Origin of the sequence: Solimonas soli DSM 21787 (genome assembly GCF_000474945.1) — a bacterium.
GTDB lineage: Bacteria > Pseudomonadota > Gammaproteobacteria > Nevskiales > Nevskiaceae > Solimonas > Solimonas soli.
On the sequence record NZ_AXDW01000004.1, the window covers coordinates 146,763 to 162,332 of the forward strand.

The 15,570-nt window shown below is 67.1% G+C and carries 17 protein-coding genes and 1 other RNA gene; 9 read left to right on the forward strand and 9 right to left on the reverse strand.

The features are described from left to right. Positions 1-2 precede the first annotated feature (2 nt). The 4 genes from K344_RS0103325 to K344_RS22755 are packed head-to-tail and all read right to left on the reverse strand — an operon-like array spanning position 3 to position 2,899. Complete coding sequence (locus tag K344_RS0103325) at positions 3-557, reverse strand: pilus assembly PilX family protein (protein ID WP_211234463.1); 555 nt, start codon at positions 555-557, stop codon at positions 3-5. 2 nt (positions 558-559) lie between these two features. Beyond that, positions 560-1,618, reverse strand: coding sequence for a PilW family protein (locus K344_RS0103330; RefSeq protein ID WP_084196912.1), 1,059 nt, complete (start codon positions 1,616-1,618; stop codon positions 560-562). Then, positions 1,615-2,106, reverse strand: a complete 492-nt coding sequence (gene pilV, locus K344_RS0103335) for a type IV pilus modification protein PilV (protein ID WP_028079484.1) — start codon at positions 2,104-2,106, stop codon at positions 1,615-1,617. The genes K344_RS0103330 and pilV overlap by 4 nt, the downstream gene beginning before the upstream one ends. Positions 2,107-2,113: 7 nt before the next feature. Further along, the gene (locus tag K344_RS22755) at positions 2,114-2,899 is read right to left on the reverse strand and encodes a GspH/FimT family pseudopilin (RefSeq protein WP_084196914.1); all 786 of its coding nucleotides are present in this window, start codon (positions 2,897-2,899) and stop codon (positions 2,114-2,116) included. A 324-nt stretch (positions 2,900-3,223) separates the two neighbouring features. Between K344_RS22755 and K344_RS0103345 the strand changes: the two genes are divergently transcribed. Beyond that, positions 3,224-4,363, forward strand: a complete 1,140-nt coding sequence (locus K344_RS0103345; protein ID WP_043113676.1) for a mechanosensitive ion channel family protein — start codon at positions 3,224-3,226, stop codon at positions 4,361-4,363. A gap of 36 nt (positions 4,364-4,399) precedes the next feature. On the opposite strand, the gene ssrA is transcribed toward K344_RS0103345, so the two are convergent. Further along, positions 4,400-4,755: a transfer-messenger RNA gene (gene ssrA / locus K344_RS23300) on the reverse strand. Positions 4,756-5,100: 345 nt separating this feature from the next. Then, on the reverse strand, positions 5,101-5,577 hold the full coding sequence (gene smpB, locus K344_RS0103350; protein ID WP_028079486.1) for an SsrA-binding protein SmpB: 477 nt from the start codon (positions 5,575-5,577) through the stop codon (positions 5,101-5,103). Positions 5,578-5,618: 41 nt separating this feature from the next. On the opposite strand from smpB, the gene K344_RS0103355 reads away from it, so the two are divergent. Genes K344_RS0103355 through K344_RS0103365 form a run of 3 tightly spaced genes read left to right on the forward strand, consistent with a single transcriptional unit; the run spans position 5,619 to position 7,738 of the window. Then, a complete protein-coding gene (locus tag K344_RS0103355; RefSeq protein ID WP_028079487.1) occupies positions 5,619-7,004 on the forward strand; it encodes a sodium-dependent transporter in 1,386 nt (461 codons plus the stop codon). Positions 7,005-7,014: 10 nt separating this feature from the next. Then, the gene (locus K344_RS0103360) at positions 7,015-7,443 is read left to right on the forward strand and encodes a type II toxin-antitoxin system RatA family toxin (protein WP_245586092.1); all 429 of its coding nucleotides are present in this window, start codon (positions 7,015-7,017) and stop codon (positions 7,441-7,443) included. Next, positions 7,436-7,738 carry an RnfH family protein gene (locus tag K344_RS0103365; RefSeq protein WP_028079489.1) on the forward strand — a complete coding sequence of 101 codons (303 nt, stop codon included), beginning with the start codon at positions 7,436-7,438 and terminating at the stop codon, positions 7,736-7,738. Before K344_RS0103360 ends, K344_RS0103365 begins: the two co-directional genes overlap by 8 nt. On the opposite strand, the gene K344_RS0103370 is transcribed toward K344_RS0103365, so the two are convergent. Continuing rightward, the gene (locus tag K344_RS0103370) at positions 7,735-8,175 is read right to left on the reverse strand and encodes an outer membrane protein assembly factor BamE (protein WP_028079490.1); all 441 of its coding nucleotides are present in this window, start codon (positions 8,173-8,175) and stop codon (positions 7,735-7,737) included. The two genes, K344_RS0103365 and K344_RS0103370, sit on opposite strands and share 4 nt — an antisense overlap. A 75-nt stretch (positions 8,176-8,250) precedes the next feature. Here K344_RS0103370 and fur point away from each other — a divergent pair, with 75 nt between their 5' ends. Together fur and K344_RS19950 are read left to right on the forward strand one after the other, a co-directional pair. Continuing rightward, a complete protein-coding gene (fur, locus tag K344_RS0103375; protein WP_028079491.1) occupies positions 8,251-8,667 on the forward strand; it encodes a ferric iron uptake transcriptional regulator in 417 nt (138 codons plus the stop codon). A gap of 24 nt (positions 8,668-8,691) precedes the next feature. Next, positions 8,692-9,087, forward strand: a complete 396-nt coding sequence (locus K344_RS19950; RefSeq protein ID WP_157622734.1) for a dermokine domain-containing protein — start codon at positions 8,692-8,694, stop codon at positions 9,085-9,087. A gap of 7 nt (positions 9,088-9,094) precedes the next feature. Here the strand turns inward: K344_RS19950 and recN are convergent, their stop codons facing one another. Together recN and K344_RS0103390 are read right to left on the reverse strand one after the other, a co-directional pair. After that, complete coding sequence (gene recN / locus K344_RS0103385) at positions 9,095-10,768, reverse strand: DNA repair protein RecN (protein ID WP_245586093.1); 1,674 nt, start codon at positions 10,766-10,768, stop codon at positions 9,095-9,097. A gap of 22 nt (positions 10,769-10,790) precedes the next feature. Continuing rightward, on the reverse strand, positions 10,791-11,708 hold the full coding sequence (locus K344_RS0103390; protein ID WP_028079493.1) for an NAD(+) kinase: 918 nt from the start codon (positions 11,706-11,708) through the stop codon (positions 10,791-10,793). 114 nt (positions 11,709-11,822) lie between these two features. Here K344_RS0103390 and hrcA point away from each other — a divergent pair, with 114 nt between their 5' ends. The 3 genes from hrcA (at position 11,823) to dnaK (ending at position 15,559) form a co-directional block, all read left to right on the forward strand. Beyond that, entirely contained in the window at positions 11,823-12,860 is a 1,038-nt protein-coding gene (hrcA, locus tag K344_RS0103395) for a heat-inducible transcriptional repressor HrcA (RefSeq protein ID WP_028079494.1), read from the forward strand. A gap of 123 nt (positions 12,861-12,983) precedes the next feature. Next, positions 12,984-13,523: a nucleotide exchange factor GrpE gene (grpE, locus tag K344_RS0103400; RefSeq protein WP_028079495.1), complete on the forward strand. Its 540-nt coding sequence runs from the start codon at positions 12,984-12,986 to the stop codon at positions 13,521-13,523. 107 nt (positions 13,524-13,630) lie between these two features. Then, on the forward strand, positions 13,631-15,559 hold the full coding sequence (gene dnaK / locus K344_RS0103405; protein ID WP_028079496.1) for a molecular chaperone DnaK: 1,929 nt from the start codon (positions 13,631-13,633) through the stop codon (positions 15,557-15,559). The last annotated feature ends 11 nt before the right edge of the window (positions 15,560-15,570 follow it).

Sequence of the window (15,570 nt, forward strand, 5' to 3'; positions counted from 1 at the left end):
CCTCATTGCTTGTACATCGCTTGCAAGGTGACGATCGCGCGATCGGTGACTTGCGAAGGGTCCGCGCTGCGGGCGGTGATGCGGTAGTACTTCGCGGTCGTTGACACGCCCTGCGCGCCATACTGCATGGCATTGGCGCTTTGCGTGAAGCCGTTCGCGGCATTCGGATCAATCCAGTTGCCCATGTCCTCGATCACGAACTGCGGTTGTCCCTGCGCGTTGCCGGGTGCCGTGTAGCTGCCGGCGCCGGAGGTCGGCGCGGTCTGAATGAAGGCGGTCGCGTTGGCATCCAGGAACGGGTTGGCCAGGCAAGGGTTCGCGGTGCCGACGCAGTTGCGGATACCGCTACCCGTCAGCAGCACGGCGGCGCCGGACACCAGGCCCGCTTCGGCGTTCTGGAAGGCGATTTCGCGATCGTAGAAGTTGCTCGTCATCTTCTGCTGCGTCGTCGTGCCGCGAAGCGCGGCAAGACCGATCAGCGTGACGAGAATCAACAGGATCAGGGCGATGGCGAGAGCAATGCCGTGTTGCGTGCGTGGATTTTGCGTCGCGCGCATCTTCAATTGACCCGGTTGCGCAGCGCGATGGTAGTGATCATCTGGCGCGTGATGGGTTGGGCACGCGCGCCGGCGCGTGTGTCGGCGCTTTGCATGGTGATCGTGACTTGCACTGCATCGACCGTCGCCCAGTTCGCCGAACCGGCGGCGCCCACGCCGGCGGCATCGACGAAAGCGGCTCCGCCGCTCATGTGGTAACGGAGCTGGAAATTAGTGACGTTGCGGACCATCTCCTGCGGCGTCGGCGACGCCGTCGGGACGCCACCGGGTAGTGTGGCGGTCTGCAGCGTCATCCGGTAGAGCGAAGTGGTGCCCTGCGGATTCGCCGCCATATACCAGCTGACCGCCTTCAGCTTGGACAGCAGCGAGTTGCGCAGGAAGGTGTACGATGCGGTGCTCGAGCACAAGGTCGGGTAGCTGAGATCGTGTGAGCAATTGCCTGGCGAGGTCGTCGGCGTCGTCGTGTCGGTTTTTTCGGTGATGAACGAGCTACCATTGATCGAGGTGATCTGCGTGATCGTGGCATGATCGGGATCGCATACGACAATCACGTCGCCGACCTGAAGGTCCGAGCTGCCTTCGCTGATCTGGAAGCCGGCCGGGCTGGATGTCGAGGTGCCATTGGCATTGTTCGAAATGCCATAGCCTGAGTCCGATGCGCCGATGAGGATGATCGAATCGGTGCCAGTGACGTGCTGGGCGGAACCGGTGCCCGTGGTCAAGGACGGGTTGCTGTCCGCGCTCGTGCCGCCGTATCCGGCCACGACGTTGGCCCAGTTGGCCCACCACGCGGTGGCAGAATTGTTGAGCACATTGGCGACGCGCCCCGAGTTGCCACAACCGGTCAAGGCGGCGTTGCGTATGTCGCGCGCGATGAGATCGAAGGCGACTCTGGCGTTCTCCTGCAGACGGCCGATCGCTTCATTGGTACGGTAGGACTGCTTGTTGGAAAGGAACACGGAGCTGGCACCGCCGATCACCAGCAGGCCGAGCAGCAGCGCGATCATCAGCTCGACGAGGCTGAAGCCCCGTAGGCGCGAACGGAGCGTGTAAGGTTTCATAGGGCCGCCTGGGTGACGACGGTCTGCGTCGAGCTCGACGCATAGGCCGTCGCGGCGGAACTGCCGGAAGCCGGGCCGATGCCGCGGCTGTCATCGTAGGTAATAGTGACAGTGCAGACGCCGCCGGCTGTGCAGCTGATGACGCCGGTGGTTGTCGCCGCCGCGCCAAGCTGGGCCGCGAGCTGATTGGCGCACCAAGCGCGCAGGCGCTCCTGCGCCAGTGCGCTGCTGGTGACCGCGTTGCAGTTGTTGCCGGCCACGGTCTTGTTGTAGCTGCCGCCCAAGGCATTCGCGCGGTCGGCGCGCATGGCTTCGAGAATCGAATAGCTGGCGACAACGGCCATGCTGCGCGCCATGGAACTGTTGTTGCCGGAAAGCGAGCGCGTCTGCACGAGCGCGATGCCGAGCAGACCGATCGAAAGAATGAGCACGGCGACGAGCACTTCGATCAGGCCGACGCCCTTCTGGCGGTAGCGGCCCGCGCGCAAGGCCGGCTTATTGACATGTGGTCGGTGCGGCATTGGGGCAGCTCGTGCTGAGGGAACAGGAACTGACGGCGCTGCCCGTGCTGACATAGAGGCAGCGGTGATTGTTGCTGCTGATCTTGATCGAATACACGTCAGCCAGCAGACCGGTGTAGGGCGCATTGCTCGTCGTCGTATGCGCGAGCCCCTGTCCGCCAAAGCGCAGTGCCACCATGCTGTTCGTGCCGCTGCCGAGCTGCACGCCGGAGGGCAGGGCGGGTGGGCTGTAGGTCTGACTCGGACTGACGGCATTGCCATCGGCATCGTTCGGTTCGGCCACGTATACGGCCGCCGCGGTGGCGGAGCCACAGGATGTACCCAAGGTATCGCTGCCATTGCCGGTGCTGCCGCAGAGCTGCGTCGCGCTGTTGCGCCGGATCGCTTCCATGCGGGCGGTGTTGAACGCGGCGACGATGTCGTTGGCGGCCGTCGCCAGGCGGTTAGAGGTCACCACATAGCGGTAGCCGGGCACGGCGATCGACAACAAGATTCCCATGACGGCGACTACCGTCATTAGCTCGATCAGCGAAAATCCAGCGCCACGTCTGACATTCACCTTGCGCTCCCTGGCCGAGGCCGGCGCGACGAATGGTTTTGCGTTTTTCAATGACCCCGCGCAGGCCGGCGAAACGATGCTCCGGACCAATGCCAACCAGCGTACGCGCAGCGGACACCACGAGCCGTGTCCGGCAATGATCAGCGGCATTTTGCGGCCGACGAATGGCCACGCATCGAGCCTTTTCCCTCCCTCTTTCATGCAGCAACATCCTGTCGATGCTGGGCGGCTTCCCGGTGCCGCCGATTGTCAGGAGGCTAGCACAAGTGAATGACTTGAATGAATATCTTCATGCAGGAAATGAACAACGCTGTCGGTCCGCGCCGGGCCTTGCCGGGCTTTGTGTGCGCTTCGTTCATATTGGGTTCGGATTGAAACGCTAGTCTGAGCGTCGAGTCACTCCCAAGGACTCTTCTCAACCACTCACCCGCGCCCATCGGCGCGGGTTTTTCTTTTGCGCGCTGCGCTGCGCCGGGGTAACGGGCACGGCAAGTGCGCATGTGGTGATTGAACTGGACCCTTCGCATGCGCGAACTGATCGACTCCTTGCAGAACCTCGGCCCGGACTGGGCCTGGACCGGCATCGCCGCCTGCTTGAGCCTGCTCGTCGTGCTCGGCGGCATGCACTTCGTGCACAGGCTGGTGCTGCGTGCGGCCAGCCATTCGACGGTGATGGGCCTGGTCGTGCGTCGCACGCACGCGCCGCTGACGATCGTGGTGGCGATCGCCGCGCTGAATCTGGTCTGGCAGGCGGCGCCGGACGACATCCCGCTGATCGGTGTCGTGCGCCGCGTATCGGTCGTGCTGTGGATCGCCTCGCTGACCTGGCTCGCGCTGCGCGGCGTCGCGCTCGGCGGTGACGCGGTCGTCGAGCTCAACCCGTACAACATGGCGGACAATCTGCACGCGCGCATGCTGCTCACACGCACCCGCGTGCTGACGCGCACGCTGTACGTGATCATCCTGCTGGTCGGGCTGTCGCTGGCGCTGATGGCGATTCCCGGCGTGCGCCAGATCGGCACCAGCCTGCTCGCGTCGGCCGGCATCGGCGCTCTGGCGATTGGTCTGGCGGCGCGGCCCGTGCTCGGCAATCTGCTGGCCGGCCTGCAGCTTGCCATCACCCAGCCGATCCGCATCGACGATGTGCTGGTGCTGGAAGGCGAGTGGGGACGCGTCGAGGAAATCACCGGCACCTATGTCGTGGTGGCGATCTGGGACCAGCGGCGCCTGGTCGTGCCGCTGCAGTACTTCATCGAGAAGCCCTTCCAGAACTGGACTCGCCAGACCTCGCAGATTCTCGGCACGGTCATGCTGTGGGTCGACTACCGCCTGCCGGTCGACGCGGTCCGCGCCGAACTGAAGCGACTGGTCGAAGGCGACAAGGACTGGGATCGGCGCGTGGCCATCGCGCAGGTCACCGACACCAGCGAACAGACCATGCAGCTGCGCGTGCTGCTGTCGTCGGCCGATTCCGGGCGCAACTTCGATCTGCGCTGCCGCGTGCGCGAAGCGCTGATCTCCTTCATCGCCCGCGAGTACCCGCTGTATCTGCCGCATACACGGGCCGAGCTGATGCGCGGCGAAACGCCGCCGGGCGCGCCGCCGCCGGGCCCGCGCAGCGACGCGCCGGCGAGTTCGCCGACGCCGACCCTGCCGCAGGCCTAGAAACAAAAAGACCACCGCGAAGGTGGTCGTTTTTGTTGGTGGAGCTGGCGGGAATTGAACCCGCGTCCGCCAGATCGTAGCCCTCAGATCTACATGCTTAGCCCGATCTTTGGTTTTCGTCGCTGGCTGCCGGACGGGCACGGAACGCCAACGCTTATCCCCTTAGAGATTTAGCAGATCGGCCAAGGGCGGACGTCACTGCGATCCGATAAGAGTCGACGGTCGCACCAACCGGTATCGGAACCAGAAGGGCAACCGCTCACCGGGATTTAGGCGGCGAGGGCGTAGTTGGAGTCGTTCGCAACTAGCTTGGTTGTCACAGGTTTTACGAGGACATGACACCTCGGCATGCACTTCGGATTCCGTTACCAGCGTCGAAACCGGTCAGCCCCGTGTGCGTCCTTAGTGTAGCAAGATGATGGCGCGACATGCCGATTCAAGAGCGGCGAGGCTGCACAGGGGCCTGACGGACGCGAAACCTGGCGCCTCAGGCCGCATGGCGCATGACGCGGCCTTTTTCGCGCTGCCAGTATCGACGCGAGCCGCCCGCGCCGCGTAGCAGCGCCGGCGAGACCGGCGAACGGACTGGCGGGATGGACCCGATCCGGCGCCTCAGGCCGAATGGCGCATGACGCGGCCTTTCTCGCGCTGCCAGTATCGACGCGAGCCGCCCGCGCCGCGCAGCAGCGCCGGCGAGACGGCGAACGGGACTGGCGGGATGGACCCGAGCCGGCGCCTCAGGCCGAATGGCGCATGACGCGGCCTTTCTCGCGCTGCCAGTCCCGCTCCTTGATGTCGGCCCGCTTGTCGTGCTCCTTCTTGCCCTTGGCGAGGCCCACCTCGAGCTTGGCGCGGCCTTTTTCCCAGTGCAGATCGAGCGGAATCAGGGTGTAGCCGGCACGCTCGACCTTGCCGATCAGCGTCGCCAGCTCGCGCTGGTGCAGCAGCAGTTTGCGGGTGCGGGTAGCGTCGGCGATCTCGTGGGTGGACGTCTGCTTCAGCGGCGTGAAATGCGCGCCGATGAGCCAGGCTTCGCCGTTCTTCAGCGTCACGTAGGCTTCGGCGATCTGCGCGCGGCCGGCGCGCAGGCTCTTGACCTCCCAGCCCTTGAGGACGAGGCCGGCCTCGTAGCGCTCTTCGATGAAGTACTCGAAGCGGGCGCGGCGGTTGACGGCGATCGTGCGCTCCGGCGCGGCCGTTTCTTTTTTGCTCATGCATCAATTATATAGAGCCGCCCACAGGCTAGACTAATCCGATGAACATCCGCGAAAGCAGCTATGGGTACTGGAGTTCGCACCGCGCCTTCCTGTGGGTGGCGGTCGGCGCCGTGCTCGGCGTCGGCAATGCCGTGCGTCTGCCGGGCCTGATGGCCGAATACGGCGGCGTGCTGTTCCTCGCGGTCTATCTGCTCGGCCTCCTGCTGGTCGGCCTGCCGCTGCTGCTCGCCGAATGGATGCTCGGCCGCTGGATGCGCGACGACCTCGTTGCCGGCTTCGGGCGGCTCGTGGAAACGGCGAGGGCGAAACGCGCCTGGGTCGTGATCGGCGGCCTCGCGCTGCTGACCGCCGGCCTCATTCTCTCGTACTACAGCGTCATCGCCGGCTGGAGTCTGGCCTACGCCTTTCGCGCCGGCAGCGGCCTGTTCGGCCAGCTGACGGCCGACGGCGCCAGCGAGATCTTTCTCGATCTCGCGCAGGATCCGGAGCGCAGCCTGTCCTGGCACACGCTGTTCATTCTCGCGGCCTGCATCGTCGTCTCGCACGGCTTTCGCGAAGGCGTCGAGCGCGCCTCGCGCGGCCTCGTGCCGTTCGTGCTGGTCCTGGTCCTGGCGATGTGCTGGTACGCCTTCAGCCACGGCGATGCCAACGCGGCGCTGGAACGGGTCTTCGCTCCGCATCCCGAGAAGCTCGGCTGGCGCGGCGTGATGGAGGCGCTGCACCACGCCTTCTTCACGCTCGGGCTCGGCATGGGCGTGATGATGGGCGTCGGCAGCTATCTGCCGGTCGACGCGCCGCTGCGCCGCGTGGCGCTGACGCTGATCCTCATCGATACCGTGTTCAGCCTGCTGGTCGGCCTGTCCGTCCTCGCCATCGTGCTCGGCGCCGGACTGGAGCCGACCTCGGGCATCACCCTGATGTTCCAGACCCTGCCGCGCGCCATCAGCGCCGATCTCGGCGGCTCGCTGTTCGCCGCCGGCCTGTATCTGATGACCTTCATTGTGACGATGACCTCGGCGACCACCATGCTCGAGCCGCTGAGCCGCTATTTCATGGACCGCCAGCGCTGGACGCGCGTGTTCGCGGCGACCTGCGCGGCGCTGCTGATCTGGTTCATCGGCCTCGGCACCCTGCTGTCGTTCAGCGTGCTGCAGGATCTGCGGCTGCTGGATCGCAACTTCTTCGAGTGGGTGCAGTGGCTGACCTCGAGCTGGTTCGCGCCGCTCGGCGGCCTGTTGATTTGCGTGTTCGTCGTCAGCATCATGCCGCGCGATCTGGCGCGCACGCTGTGGGGGGAATCACGATCGTGGCTGTATCCGGTCTGGTTCGGCACGCTGCGCTATCCGGCACGCCTCGGTCTCATCGCCGTCCTCGTCTATTCGACCGGTCTGCTCGACTGGCTGGCATCGCTGTGGGAGAAGTGAGTTGCGGTCCTTGCAACGTTCGAGTCTGCTCAAATACCGCGCGCAGGACATTTACCGGCTGGTCGGCGACATCGAGTCGTATCCGCACTTCGTGCCGGGCTGCGTGTCGGCGGCGGTCGAGCACACCGAAGGCGCCCAGGTGCGGGCGCGGCTCGGCTTCCGCGTCAAGGGACTCAGCGACAGCTTCGCCACGGAGAATCTGCTCGACGACGGCAACCGCATCCGCATGCGCCTGCTCGACGGCCCGTTCCGCCTGCTGCAAGGACACTGGCAGTTCGAGCCGCTCGGCGAGACGGCCTGCAAGGTTTCGCTGCAGCTCGACCTCGATTTCGGCAACCGTCTCATGGAAGCGACGCTGGGGCCGTGGATCGACCGCGCGGTCGGCTCGGTGATGGACGCCTTCCGCCTGCGCGCCGAATCCCTGTACGGCCGTGCCTGAGCTGCGGATCGAAGTCGTCTACGCGCTGCCGGAGCGCCAGGTCGTGAAAGTCCTGCGCCTCGCGCCCGGCGCGACGGTGGCCGACGCGATCGCCGCGTCCGGTCTGCCTGGCGAATTTCCGCAGATCGATCCGCACCGCGACGCGGTCGGTGTGTTCGGCCGCGTGGCCGAACTGGCGCAACGGCTCGACGACGGCGACCGCGTGGAGATCTACCGCACGCTGCGCGCCGATCCGAAGGAAGCGCGCCGCGCGCGCGTGCGCGAGTCGCGCGGCGGCCGAGCGCCCAAGCCTTAAGGCTGCGAACCCGGCGGCGTGACGACCACGCCGCTCTGGCGATCGCTGGCCGCGCGCGAATCCTCGTTCGCGTTCTTTTTCTCTTGCTTGAGAATGGTGCCGACGTCGGGCGAATCGATCGCCTTCTGGCCGGTCGCCGGCTCGGCGCCTTCCATGCGCGCCAGGACATCGCCTTCGAAGTAGAGGCTGACGACGCGCTGCGTGACATCGCCGCGCGGCGACTTGTAGTAGCCGACGTAGTCCCAGCGGTTCGGCTGGAAGGCGCTGGCCGCGATCGGCGTGCCCATCAGGTAATGCACCTGCTCGTGCGTCATGCCGAGCTTCAGCTGGTCGACCTGCTTCTGTTCGATGACGTTGCCCTGGCGGGTCGGCAGCTTGTAGATGATCGAACAGGCCGACAGCGCGAGGGCTGCGGAAACGACGAGAAGGACGCGCATCGGGGGTCGCTGGGCTTGCTGCAAAAGGTAGAGCGGGGATAATAGCGGAATCCCCGCCGCACAGCGCCAGAGCCCATGGAATCCGCAGATCTCCGCAACGTCGGCCTGAAAGTCACCCTGCCGCGCCTGAAGATTCTCGAGATGCTCGAGAACAGCGATGCGCGTCATCTTTCGGCCGAAGACATCTACCGCCGCCTGATCGATCTCAACGAGGACGTCGGCCTCGCCACGGTCTATCGCGTGCTGACGCAGTTCGAGGCGGCCGGCCTCGTGCGTCGCCACAACTTCGAGGGCGGCCATGCCGTGTTCGAGCTCGAACGCGGCCCGCACCACGATCACATGGTGCGGCTCGACACCGGCGAGGTGATCGAGTTCGTCAGCGAGGAAATCGAGAAGCTGCAGCAGCAGATCGCCGAGCGGCACGGCTTCATCGTCGAGGAACACAGTCTCGTGCTGTACGTCCGGCCGAAGAACAAGACCGGCAAGAACTGAGCGGTTGGCTACAAGGAGCCTGTCATGCGTGGACTATGGGTGGTTTCCGTGCTGGGCCTGCTGATGGCGCCGCCGCTGCACGCGCAGGAACAAGGCAAGGGCGAGGGCGTCGGCCAGGAATTGCGTGACGCGGCCCGCGATGTCGGCCATGGCGCCAAGGAGGCGGCCAAGGACGTCGGTCATGCGACGCGCGATGCCGCCAAGGCGACCGGCCACGCGGCGCGCGACGGCGCCAAGGCGGTCGGCCACGCCAGCCGCAATGTCGCCAGGAAGGCGGGCCATGCGACGCGCGATGCCGCCAAGGCGACGGGCCACGCCACGCGCGACGCGGCCAAGGCCACCGGCCACGCCGTGCACGAAGGCGCGCAGGATGTGAAGCAGGCGGTCAGCGGCGAGCCGGCCGAAGCGAAAAAACCCTAGCGTCGCCTCAGCCCGTCTGGCCGGCGCGCCGCAGCAGATCGCGCGCGTGCTCGAGCGCCGCGGCGGAAATCTCCACGCCGCCCTGCATGCGCGCCAGCTCCTCGACGCGTGCGCTGGCCGGCAGCGCCGTCACCCGCGTGTAGGTCTGCTGCTTGTGGATTTCCTTGCGGATCGCGAAATGCGCGTGGCCCTGCGCGGCGACCTGGGCGAGGTGCGTGACGCTCATCACCTGCCGCTGCGCTCCGAGCGCGCGCAACTGCTGCCCGACGATCTCGGCGACGCCGCCGCTGATGCCGGCGTCGACCTCGTCGAAAATCATGGTCGCAGTGCCGTGCCGGGCGAGCGCGGCGACTTGGATCGCCAGCGACACGCGTGACAACTCGCCGCCGGACGCCACCTTGGCCAGGGCGCGCGGCGGCTGGCCGGGATTGGCCGAGAAATCGAAGCGCACCGCATCGACGCCCTGCGCCCGTACCGGCGCGTCGGCGGCCGGCTCGACGGCGACCACGAACTGCGCGTTCGGCATGCCGAGCGTGCGCACGATGGCCGTCACCGCGGAGCCGAACCTCGATGCGGCGCGCCGGCGTTCGGCGCTCAGCTTGCCGGCGGCTTCCAGGTAGCGCTGCAGCGCCGCGTCGCGCAGGCGTTCGAGTTCGGCGAGGCGGCCGGCGGCGTTCGCCGATTCGTCGAACTGCGCGCGCAGGCTTTGCAGATGCGCCGGCAGTTCGGCCGCCTTGAGGCGATGCTTGCGCGCCAGATCGTGGATCGCGCCGAGCCGTCGCTCGACTTCGGCGAGCCGCTCGGGGTCGAGATCGAGCTTGTCGAGCACGCGGCGCGCGCCGTCGGCGGCGTCGCGCACCTGCGCCAGCGCTCCTTCGGTCGCCTCCAGCGCGGCGCGGAAGCCGTCGTGCAGCGGCACCAGGCCGGCGAGCAGGGCCTGGGCGCCGCCGAGCTGGTCGTAGATGCTGTTCTCGCCGCCGTACAGCAGCTCCTGCACCTGTTCGCCTTCACTCAGCAGGCGGCCGGCGTGCGCCAGCTGGCGGTGCTCGGCTTCGAGCTCTTCGAGTTCGCCGTCGCCGAGGGCGAGGGCTTCGAGCTCGCCGATCTGGAAACGCAGGAAATCGATCTGCGTCTGATCGCGGCTGCCGGCGCCGCGCAGGCGTTCGAGCGCGCGCTCGGCGTCGCCATGCGCCTGCGCGGCGGCGGCGACCGCCGCCAGTGTCGCCTCGCCGCAGCCGTAACCGTCGAGCGCTTCGCGCTGCACCTCGGCGCGCAGCAGGGTCTGGCTCTCCGACTGGCCGAAGATCTCGATCAGCTGTTCGCCCAGCTCGCGCAGCTGGCCGGCGTTGACCGGCGCGCCGTTGACGAAGGCGCGCGTGCGGCCCTCGGCGTAAACGACGCGACGGATGACCAGCAGGGCGGGGTCGTCGGCATCGGCGAGCTCGTGCTCGGCGAGCCAGCGGCGCGTCGGATCGCGCGCGTCCAGCTCGAAGCTGGCGCCGATCTCGGCCTTGTCCTGGCCGGCGCGGACCAGTGCCGCGTCGGCGCGCAGGCCGATGGCGAGACCGATGGCGTCGATCAGGATCGACTTGCCGGCGCCGGTCTCGCCGGTCAGCACGGTAAAGCCCGTGGTGAACTCGAGATCCACTGCGTCGATGATCGCGAGGTTTCGTATGGACAATGATTTCAGCATCTTGGCGTGCTTATTTAATGTCACTGCCGGCGTCAGGCTGCGCGTTCAGGGCCGGCCCGCGACCCCAGTGCAGCTTGCTGCGCAGGATGTTGAAGTACGAGTACTGCCGGGGATGCACGAGGTTCAGGCGGAAGTCCGCCTCGCGCACCTCGAAGGATTCGCCGGCGTGCAGGGTCTCGGCGGTCTGGCCGTCGCAGGTGTACATGGCCACCGTGTTCGGCGCGCCGCGCAGGGTGATGCGCACCGTCTGCCGGCTCGATACGACGATCGGGCGGTCGGACAGGGTGTGCGGGCAGATCGGCACGAGCGTCAGCGCATCGAGGCCCGGATGCACGACCGGCCCGCCGCCGGACAGGGCATAGGCGGTCGAGCCGGTCGGCGTGGCGACGATGAAGCCGTCGGCGCGGTGCTGCGAGATGAACTCGCCGTCGAGCCAGGTCTCGAACTCCAGCATGCGGATCGCCGCCTGGTTGCGGATCACGACGTCGTTGACCGCCAGGCGCGGCGGCGGCGGCGGCCGCCTGTCGCGCAGCAGGCGGGTCGACAGCAGCAGGCGCTGCTCGCGCACATACTCGCCGGCGAACACCGCGGCGAGTGCCTCGCGCATCTCCGCCGGCGGCACGTCGACCATGAAGCCGAGACGGCCCTGGTTGATGCCGAGCAGGGCGACGCCGGCCGGCGCCAGATCGCGCGCCGCCGACAGCAGGGTGCCGTCGCCGCCGACGACGATGACCAGATCGCAGCGGCCCATGTCCTTGCGCGCCAGACGCTCGATGCCGGCCGGCAGCTCGTGACCGTGCAGGCTGGCGTCCTCGACGTAGATCTGCCGGCCGAGGGCACGCAGCACGTCGAGCAGTTGCAGCAGCGTGCCGTCGGCCTGCGGATCGCGCCGCTTGCCGACCACACCGACGATCTTGAAGTGATGCATCCCGCGAAAGTCCCCGAGCACTTCGCGGAAAGTTATCACGAATGACGTGGCGCGCCGTCGCGCCTCGTGTCTCAGCCTATTGAAAAGGCGCCGGAAAACCTGCACTTTTGCAGTATGTCGCAAGCCCTAGACCCGCGCGCCGCCGAACTGCTGAAGCTGCTCGTCGAGCGCTACATCCACGACGGCCAGCCAGTCGGCTCGCGCACGCTGTCGCGCATGTTCAATCCGGGCCTGTCGTCGGCAACCATCCGCAACGTCATGGCCGATCTCGACGATCTCGGCTTCGTCGCCTCCCCGCACACCTCGGCCGGCCGCGTGCCGACCACGCGCGGCTATCGCTATTTCGTCGACGCCCTGCTGTCGCCGGAGCCGCTGTCGGCGAACGAGCAGGACCTGATCGCCGAGGAGCTGCTGCCGGGCGACCGTTCGCCGGCCGACCTCGTGCAGGCGGCGTCGAATCTGCTGTCGCAGATGTCGAGGATGGCCGGCGTCGTCACCGTGCCGCAGCGCAATCTCACGGTCCTGCGCCGCATCGAGTTCCTGCCGCTGTCCGGCAACCGCGTGCTGGCGATCCTCGTCGTCAACCAGCACGAGGTGCAGAACCGCATCGTCAATACCGATCGGCCCTACGGCGCCGACGAGCTCGAACGCTACGCCAACGTCCTCAACGAGCACTTCGCCGGCCGTGACCTGGTCAGCCTGCGCCAGGCGCTGATGCAGGAAGCGGCGGAAGCGCAGGCGCACGTCAACCAGCTGCTGCGCGAGGCGGCGGCCATGGCCGAGCAGGCACTGCGTCCGCAGAGCGGCGGCGACTACGTGGTCGCCGGGCGGCCGAACCTGATGGGCTTCCAGGAACTGGCCGACGTGCAGCGCCTGCGCGGCCTGTTCGAGGCGCTCGACACCAAGCGCGACCTGCTGAACCTGTTCGACCAGTGCCTGAGCGCCGACCGCGTGCAGCTGTTCATCGGCGACGAATCGGGCTACCGCGTGCTCGACGAGTGCAGCGTCGTCACCGCGCCGTACTACGTCGAGGGCAAGGTCGCCGGCATCCTCGGCGTCATCGGCCCGACGCGCATGGCCTATCACCGCATCATCCCCATCGTCCGCGAAACCGCGCGCCTGCTCGGCGCGGGCTTGAACGGCGAGGCCTGAGCCTCCAGTAAGCGGAAGCCTCGCGGTTTCGCCACGGCGATCCGCTGGCTATCATGGCGCCCCTCGCGGCCGGCCGGCCGCGGGGCCCCTTCCTTCGCTGGATCAAAAGACCGATTTGCTCTTATGACGGACACGACCGAACAGGCCGCCCCGGCCGCGTCGCCCGAAACCGCCGCCGGCGACGAACTCGCGACCCTGCGCGCCCAGCTCGCCGACGCGGAAGCGCGCGCCGCCGCCGCCAAGGACGCGCAGCTGCGCGCCGCCGCCGACATCGAGAACACGCGCCGCCGCCTCGAGCGCGACGCTTCCAACAACCTGAAGTACGCCGCCGAGAAGCTGCTCGGCCAACTGCTGGCCGTCGCCGACAGCCTGGAGCTGGGCCTGAAGGCCGCCGAGGGTGCCGATGGCGCGATCAAGGCGATGGCCGACGGCATGGAGCTGACCTACCGCCAGCTGATGAGCGTGCTGGAGAAGAACGGCGTGCGGCAGATCGATCCGGCCGGACAGCCCTTCAATCCCGATTTCCACCAGGCGATGACCATGGTGCCGAGCGCCGACGTGCCGGCCAACCATGTGCTGAGCGTGATGCAGAAGGGCTACAGCCTGCACGAACGCCTGCTGCGGCCGGCGATGGTCGTCGTGGCGCGAGCGCCCGACGCCTGAAGCGCCGGCTTGCCCGATTCTCCGCGCGGACTGCACAAAACCTCTTGAAACCCTTCCTGGCGGCACTAGTTAACGGTCAGGACTGAATCCTTTCGGAAGACACAGACATGGCAAAGATCATCGGCATCGACCTCGGCACGACCAACAGCTGCGTCGCCATCCTCGAAGGCGGCAACGTCAAAGTCATCGAGAACAGCGAGGGCGAGCGCACCACGCCGTCCATCGTCGCGTACACCGATGACGGCCAGACCCTGGTCGGCCGTTCGGCGAAGCGCCAGGCGGTGACCAATCACCTCAACACCCTGTTCGCGGTCAAGCGCCTGATCGGCCGCCGCTACGAGGATGCCGAGGTACAGAAGGCGATCAAGCATTCGCCGTTCAAGATCGTCAAGGCCGACAACGGCGACGCCTGGGTCGAGGTCAAGGGCAAGAAGCTCGCGCCGCAGCAGGTCTCGGCCGAAGTGCTGCTGAAGATGAAGAAGACCGCCGAGGACTATCTCGGCGAGAAGGTCACGGAGGCGGTCATCACGGTCCCGGCCTACTTCAACGATTCGCAGCGCCAGGCGACCAAGGACGCCGGCCGCATCGCCGGCCTCGACGTCAAGCGCATCATCAACGAGCCGACCGCGGCGGCGCTGGCCTTCGGCCTCGACAAGGGCGGCAAGAAGGACCAGAAGATCGCCGTCTACGACCTCGGCGGCGGCACCTTCGACATCTCCATCATCGAGATCGCCGACGTCGACGGCGAGAAGCAGTTCGAGGTGCTGGCCACCAACGGCGACACCTTCCTCGGCGGCGAGGATTTCGACCAGCGCGTGATCGAGTACATCGCCTCGGAGTTCCAGAAAGAGCAGGGCATCGACCTGCACAAGGACCCGCTGGCGCTGCAGCGCCTGAAGGAAGCGGCCGAGAAGGCCAAGATCGAGCTGTCGAGCTCGACGCAGACCGACATCAACCTGCCGTACATCACGGCCGACGCCTCGGGCCCGAAGCACCTCAACATGAAGCTGACGCGCGCCAAGCTGGAAGCGCTGGTCGACGACCTCATCGCCAAGTCGATGGAGCCGTGCAAGATCGCGCTGAAGGATGCCGGCCTCAAGGCCAGCGAGATCGACGAGGTCATCCTCGTCGGCGGCCAGACGCGCATGCCGAAGGTCCAGGAGGCGGTCAAGAACTTCTTCGGCAAGGAGCCGCGCAAGGACGTCAACCCGGACGAGGCTGTCGCCGTCGGCGCGGCCGTGCAGGGCGCGGTGCTCTCGGGCGACCGCAAGGACGTGCTGCTGCTCGACGTGACGCCGCTGTCGCTGGGCATCGAGACGCTGGGCGGCAAGATGACCAAGCTGATCGAGAAGAACACGACGATCCCGACCAAGAAGTCGGAGACCTTCACCACGGCCGACGACAACCAGACGGCGGTGACCATCCAGGTCTACCAGGGCGAGCGCGAGATCGCCTCGGCGAACAAGTCGCTCGGCCGCTTCGACCTCACCGGCATCGCGCCGGCGCCGCGCGGCGTGCCGCAGGTCGAGGTGATCTTCGACATCGACGCCAATGGCATCCTGCACGTCACCGCGAAGGACAAGGCGACCGGCAAGGAACAGAGCATCCGCATCACCGCCAACTCGGGTCTGTCGGAAGACGAGATCCAGAAGATGGTGAAGGACGCCGAGGCGCACGCCGAGGAAGACAAGAAGTTCAACGAGCTGATCACGGCGCGCAACCAGGCCGACCAGATGATCCACGCCGTCGAGAAGTCGCTGAAGGATCTCGGCGACAAGGTCGAGGCCGGCGAGAAGAAGTCGATCGAGGACGCGGTCGCCGCGGCGCGCGAAGCCGCCAAGGGCGACGACAAGGACGCCATCACGGCCAAGACCGAAGCGCTGGCGCAGGCCTCGGCCAAGCTCATGGAGCGCGTCTACGCGGAGCAGGGCGCGGCCGCCGGCGGCGCCGGTGCGGCAACGGGCGGCACCGGCGCTGCGCAGGCGGACGGCGACGTGGTCGACGCCGAGTTCACCGAAGTGAAGGACAAGAAGTAAGCGGCACGCGT

What these genes read in the sequence shown, in the direction of transcription:
- K344_RS0103325 (WP_211234463.1), bottom strand. Translation starts at nt 557, where the DNA reads ATGCGCGCGACGCAAAATCCACGCACGCAACACGGCATTGCTCTCGCC.
- K344_RS0103330 (WP_084196912.1), bottom strand. Translation starts at nt 1,618, where the DNA reads ATGAAACCTTACACGCTCCGTTCGCGCCTACGGGGCTTCAGCCTCGTC.
- K344_RS22755 (WP_084196914.1), bottom strand. Translation starts at nt 2,899, where the DNA reads ATGAAAGAGGGAGGGAAAAGGCTCGATGCGTGGCCATTCGTCGGCCGC.
- K344_RS0103345 (WP_043113676.1), top strand. Translation starts at nt 3,224, where the DNA reads ATGCGCGAACTGATCGACTCCTTGCAGAACCTCGGCCCGGACTGGGCC.
- smpB (WP_028079486.1), bottom strand. Translation starts at nt 5,577, where the DNA reads ATGAGCAAAAAAGAAACGGCCGCGCCGGAGCGCACGATCGCCGTCAAC.
- K344_RS0103355 (WP_028079487.1), top strand. Translation starts at nt 5,619, where the DNA reads ATGAACATCCGCGAAAGCAGCTATGGGTACTGGAGTTCGCACCGCGCC.
- K344_RS0103370 (WP_028079490.1), bottom strand. Translation starts at nt 8,175, where the DNA reads ATGCGCGTCCTTCTCGTCGTTTCCGCAGCCCTCGCGCTGTCGGCCTGT.
- fur (WP_028079491.1), top strand. Translation starts at nt 8,251, where the DNA reads ATGGAATCCGCAGATCTCCGCAACGTCGGCCTGAAAGTCACCCTGCCG.
- K344_RS19950 (WP_157622734.1), top strand. Translation starts at nt 8,692, where the DNA reads ATGCGTGGACTATGGGTGGTTTCCGTGCTGGGCCTGCTGATGGCGCCG.
- K344_RS0103390 (WP_028079493.1), bottom strand. Translation starts at nt 11,708, where the DNA reads ATGCATCACTTCAAGATCGTCGGTGTGGTCGGCAAGCGGCGCGATCCG.
- hrcA (WP_028079494.1), top strand. Translation starts at nt 11,823, where the DNA reads ATGTCGCAAGCCCTAGACCCGCGCGCCGCCGAACTGCTGAAGCTGCTC.
- grpE (WP_028079495.1), top strand. Translation starts at nt 12,984, where the DNA reads ATGACGGACACGACCGAACAGGCCGCCCCGGCCGCGTCGCCCGAAACC.
- dnaK (WP_028079496.1), top strand. Translation starts at nt 13,631, where the DNA reads ATGGCAAAGATCATCGGCATCGACCTCGGCACGACCAACAGCTGCGTC.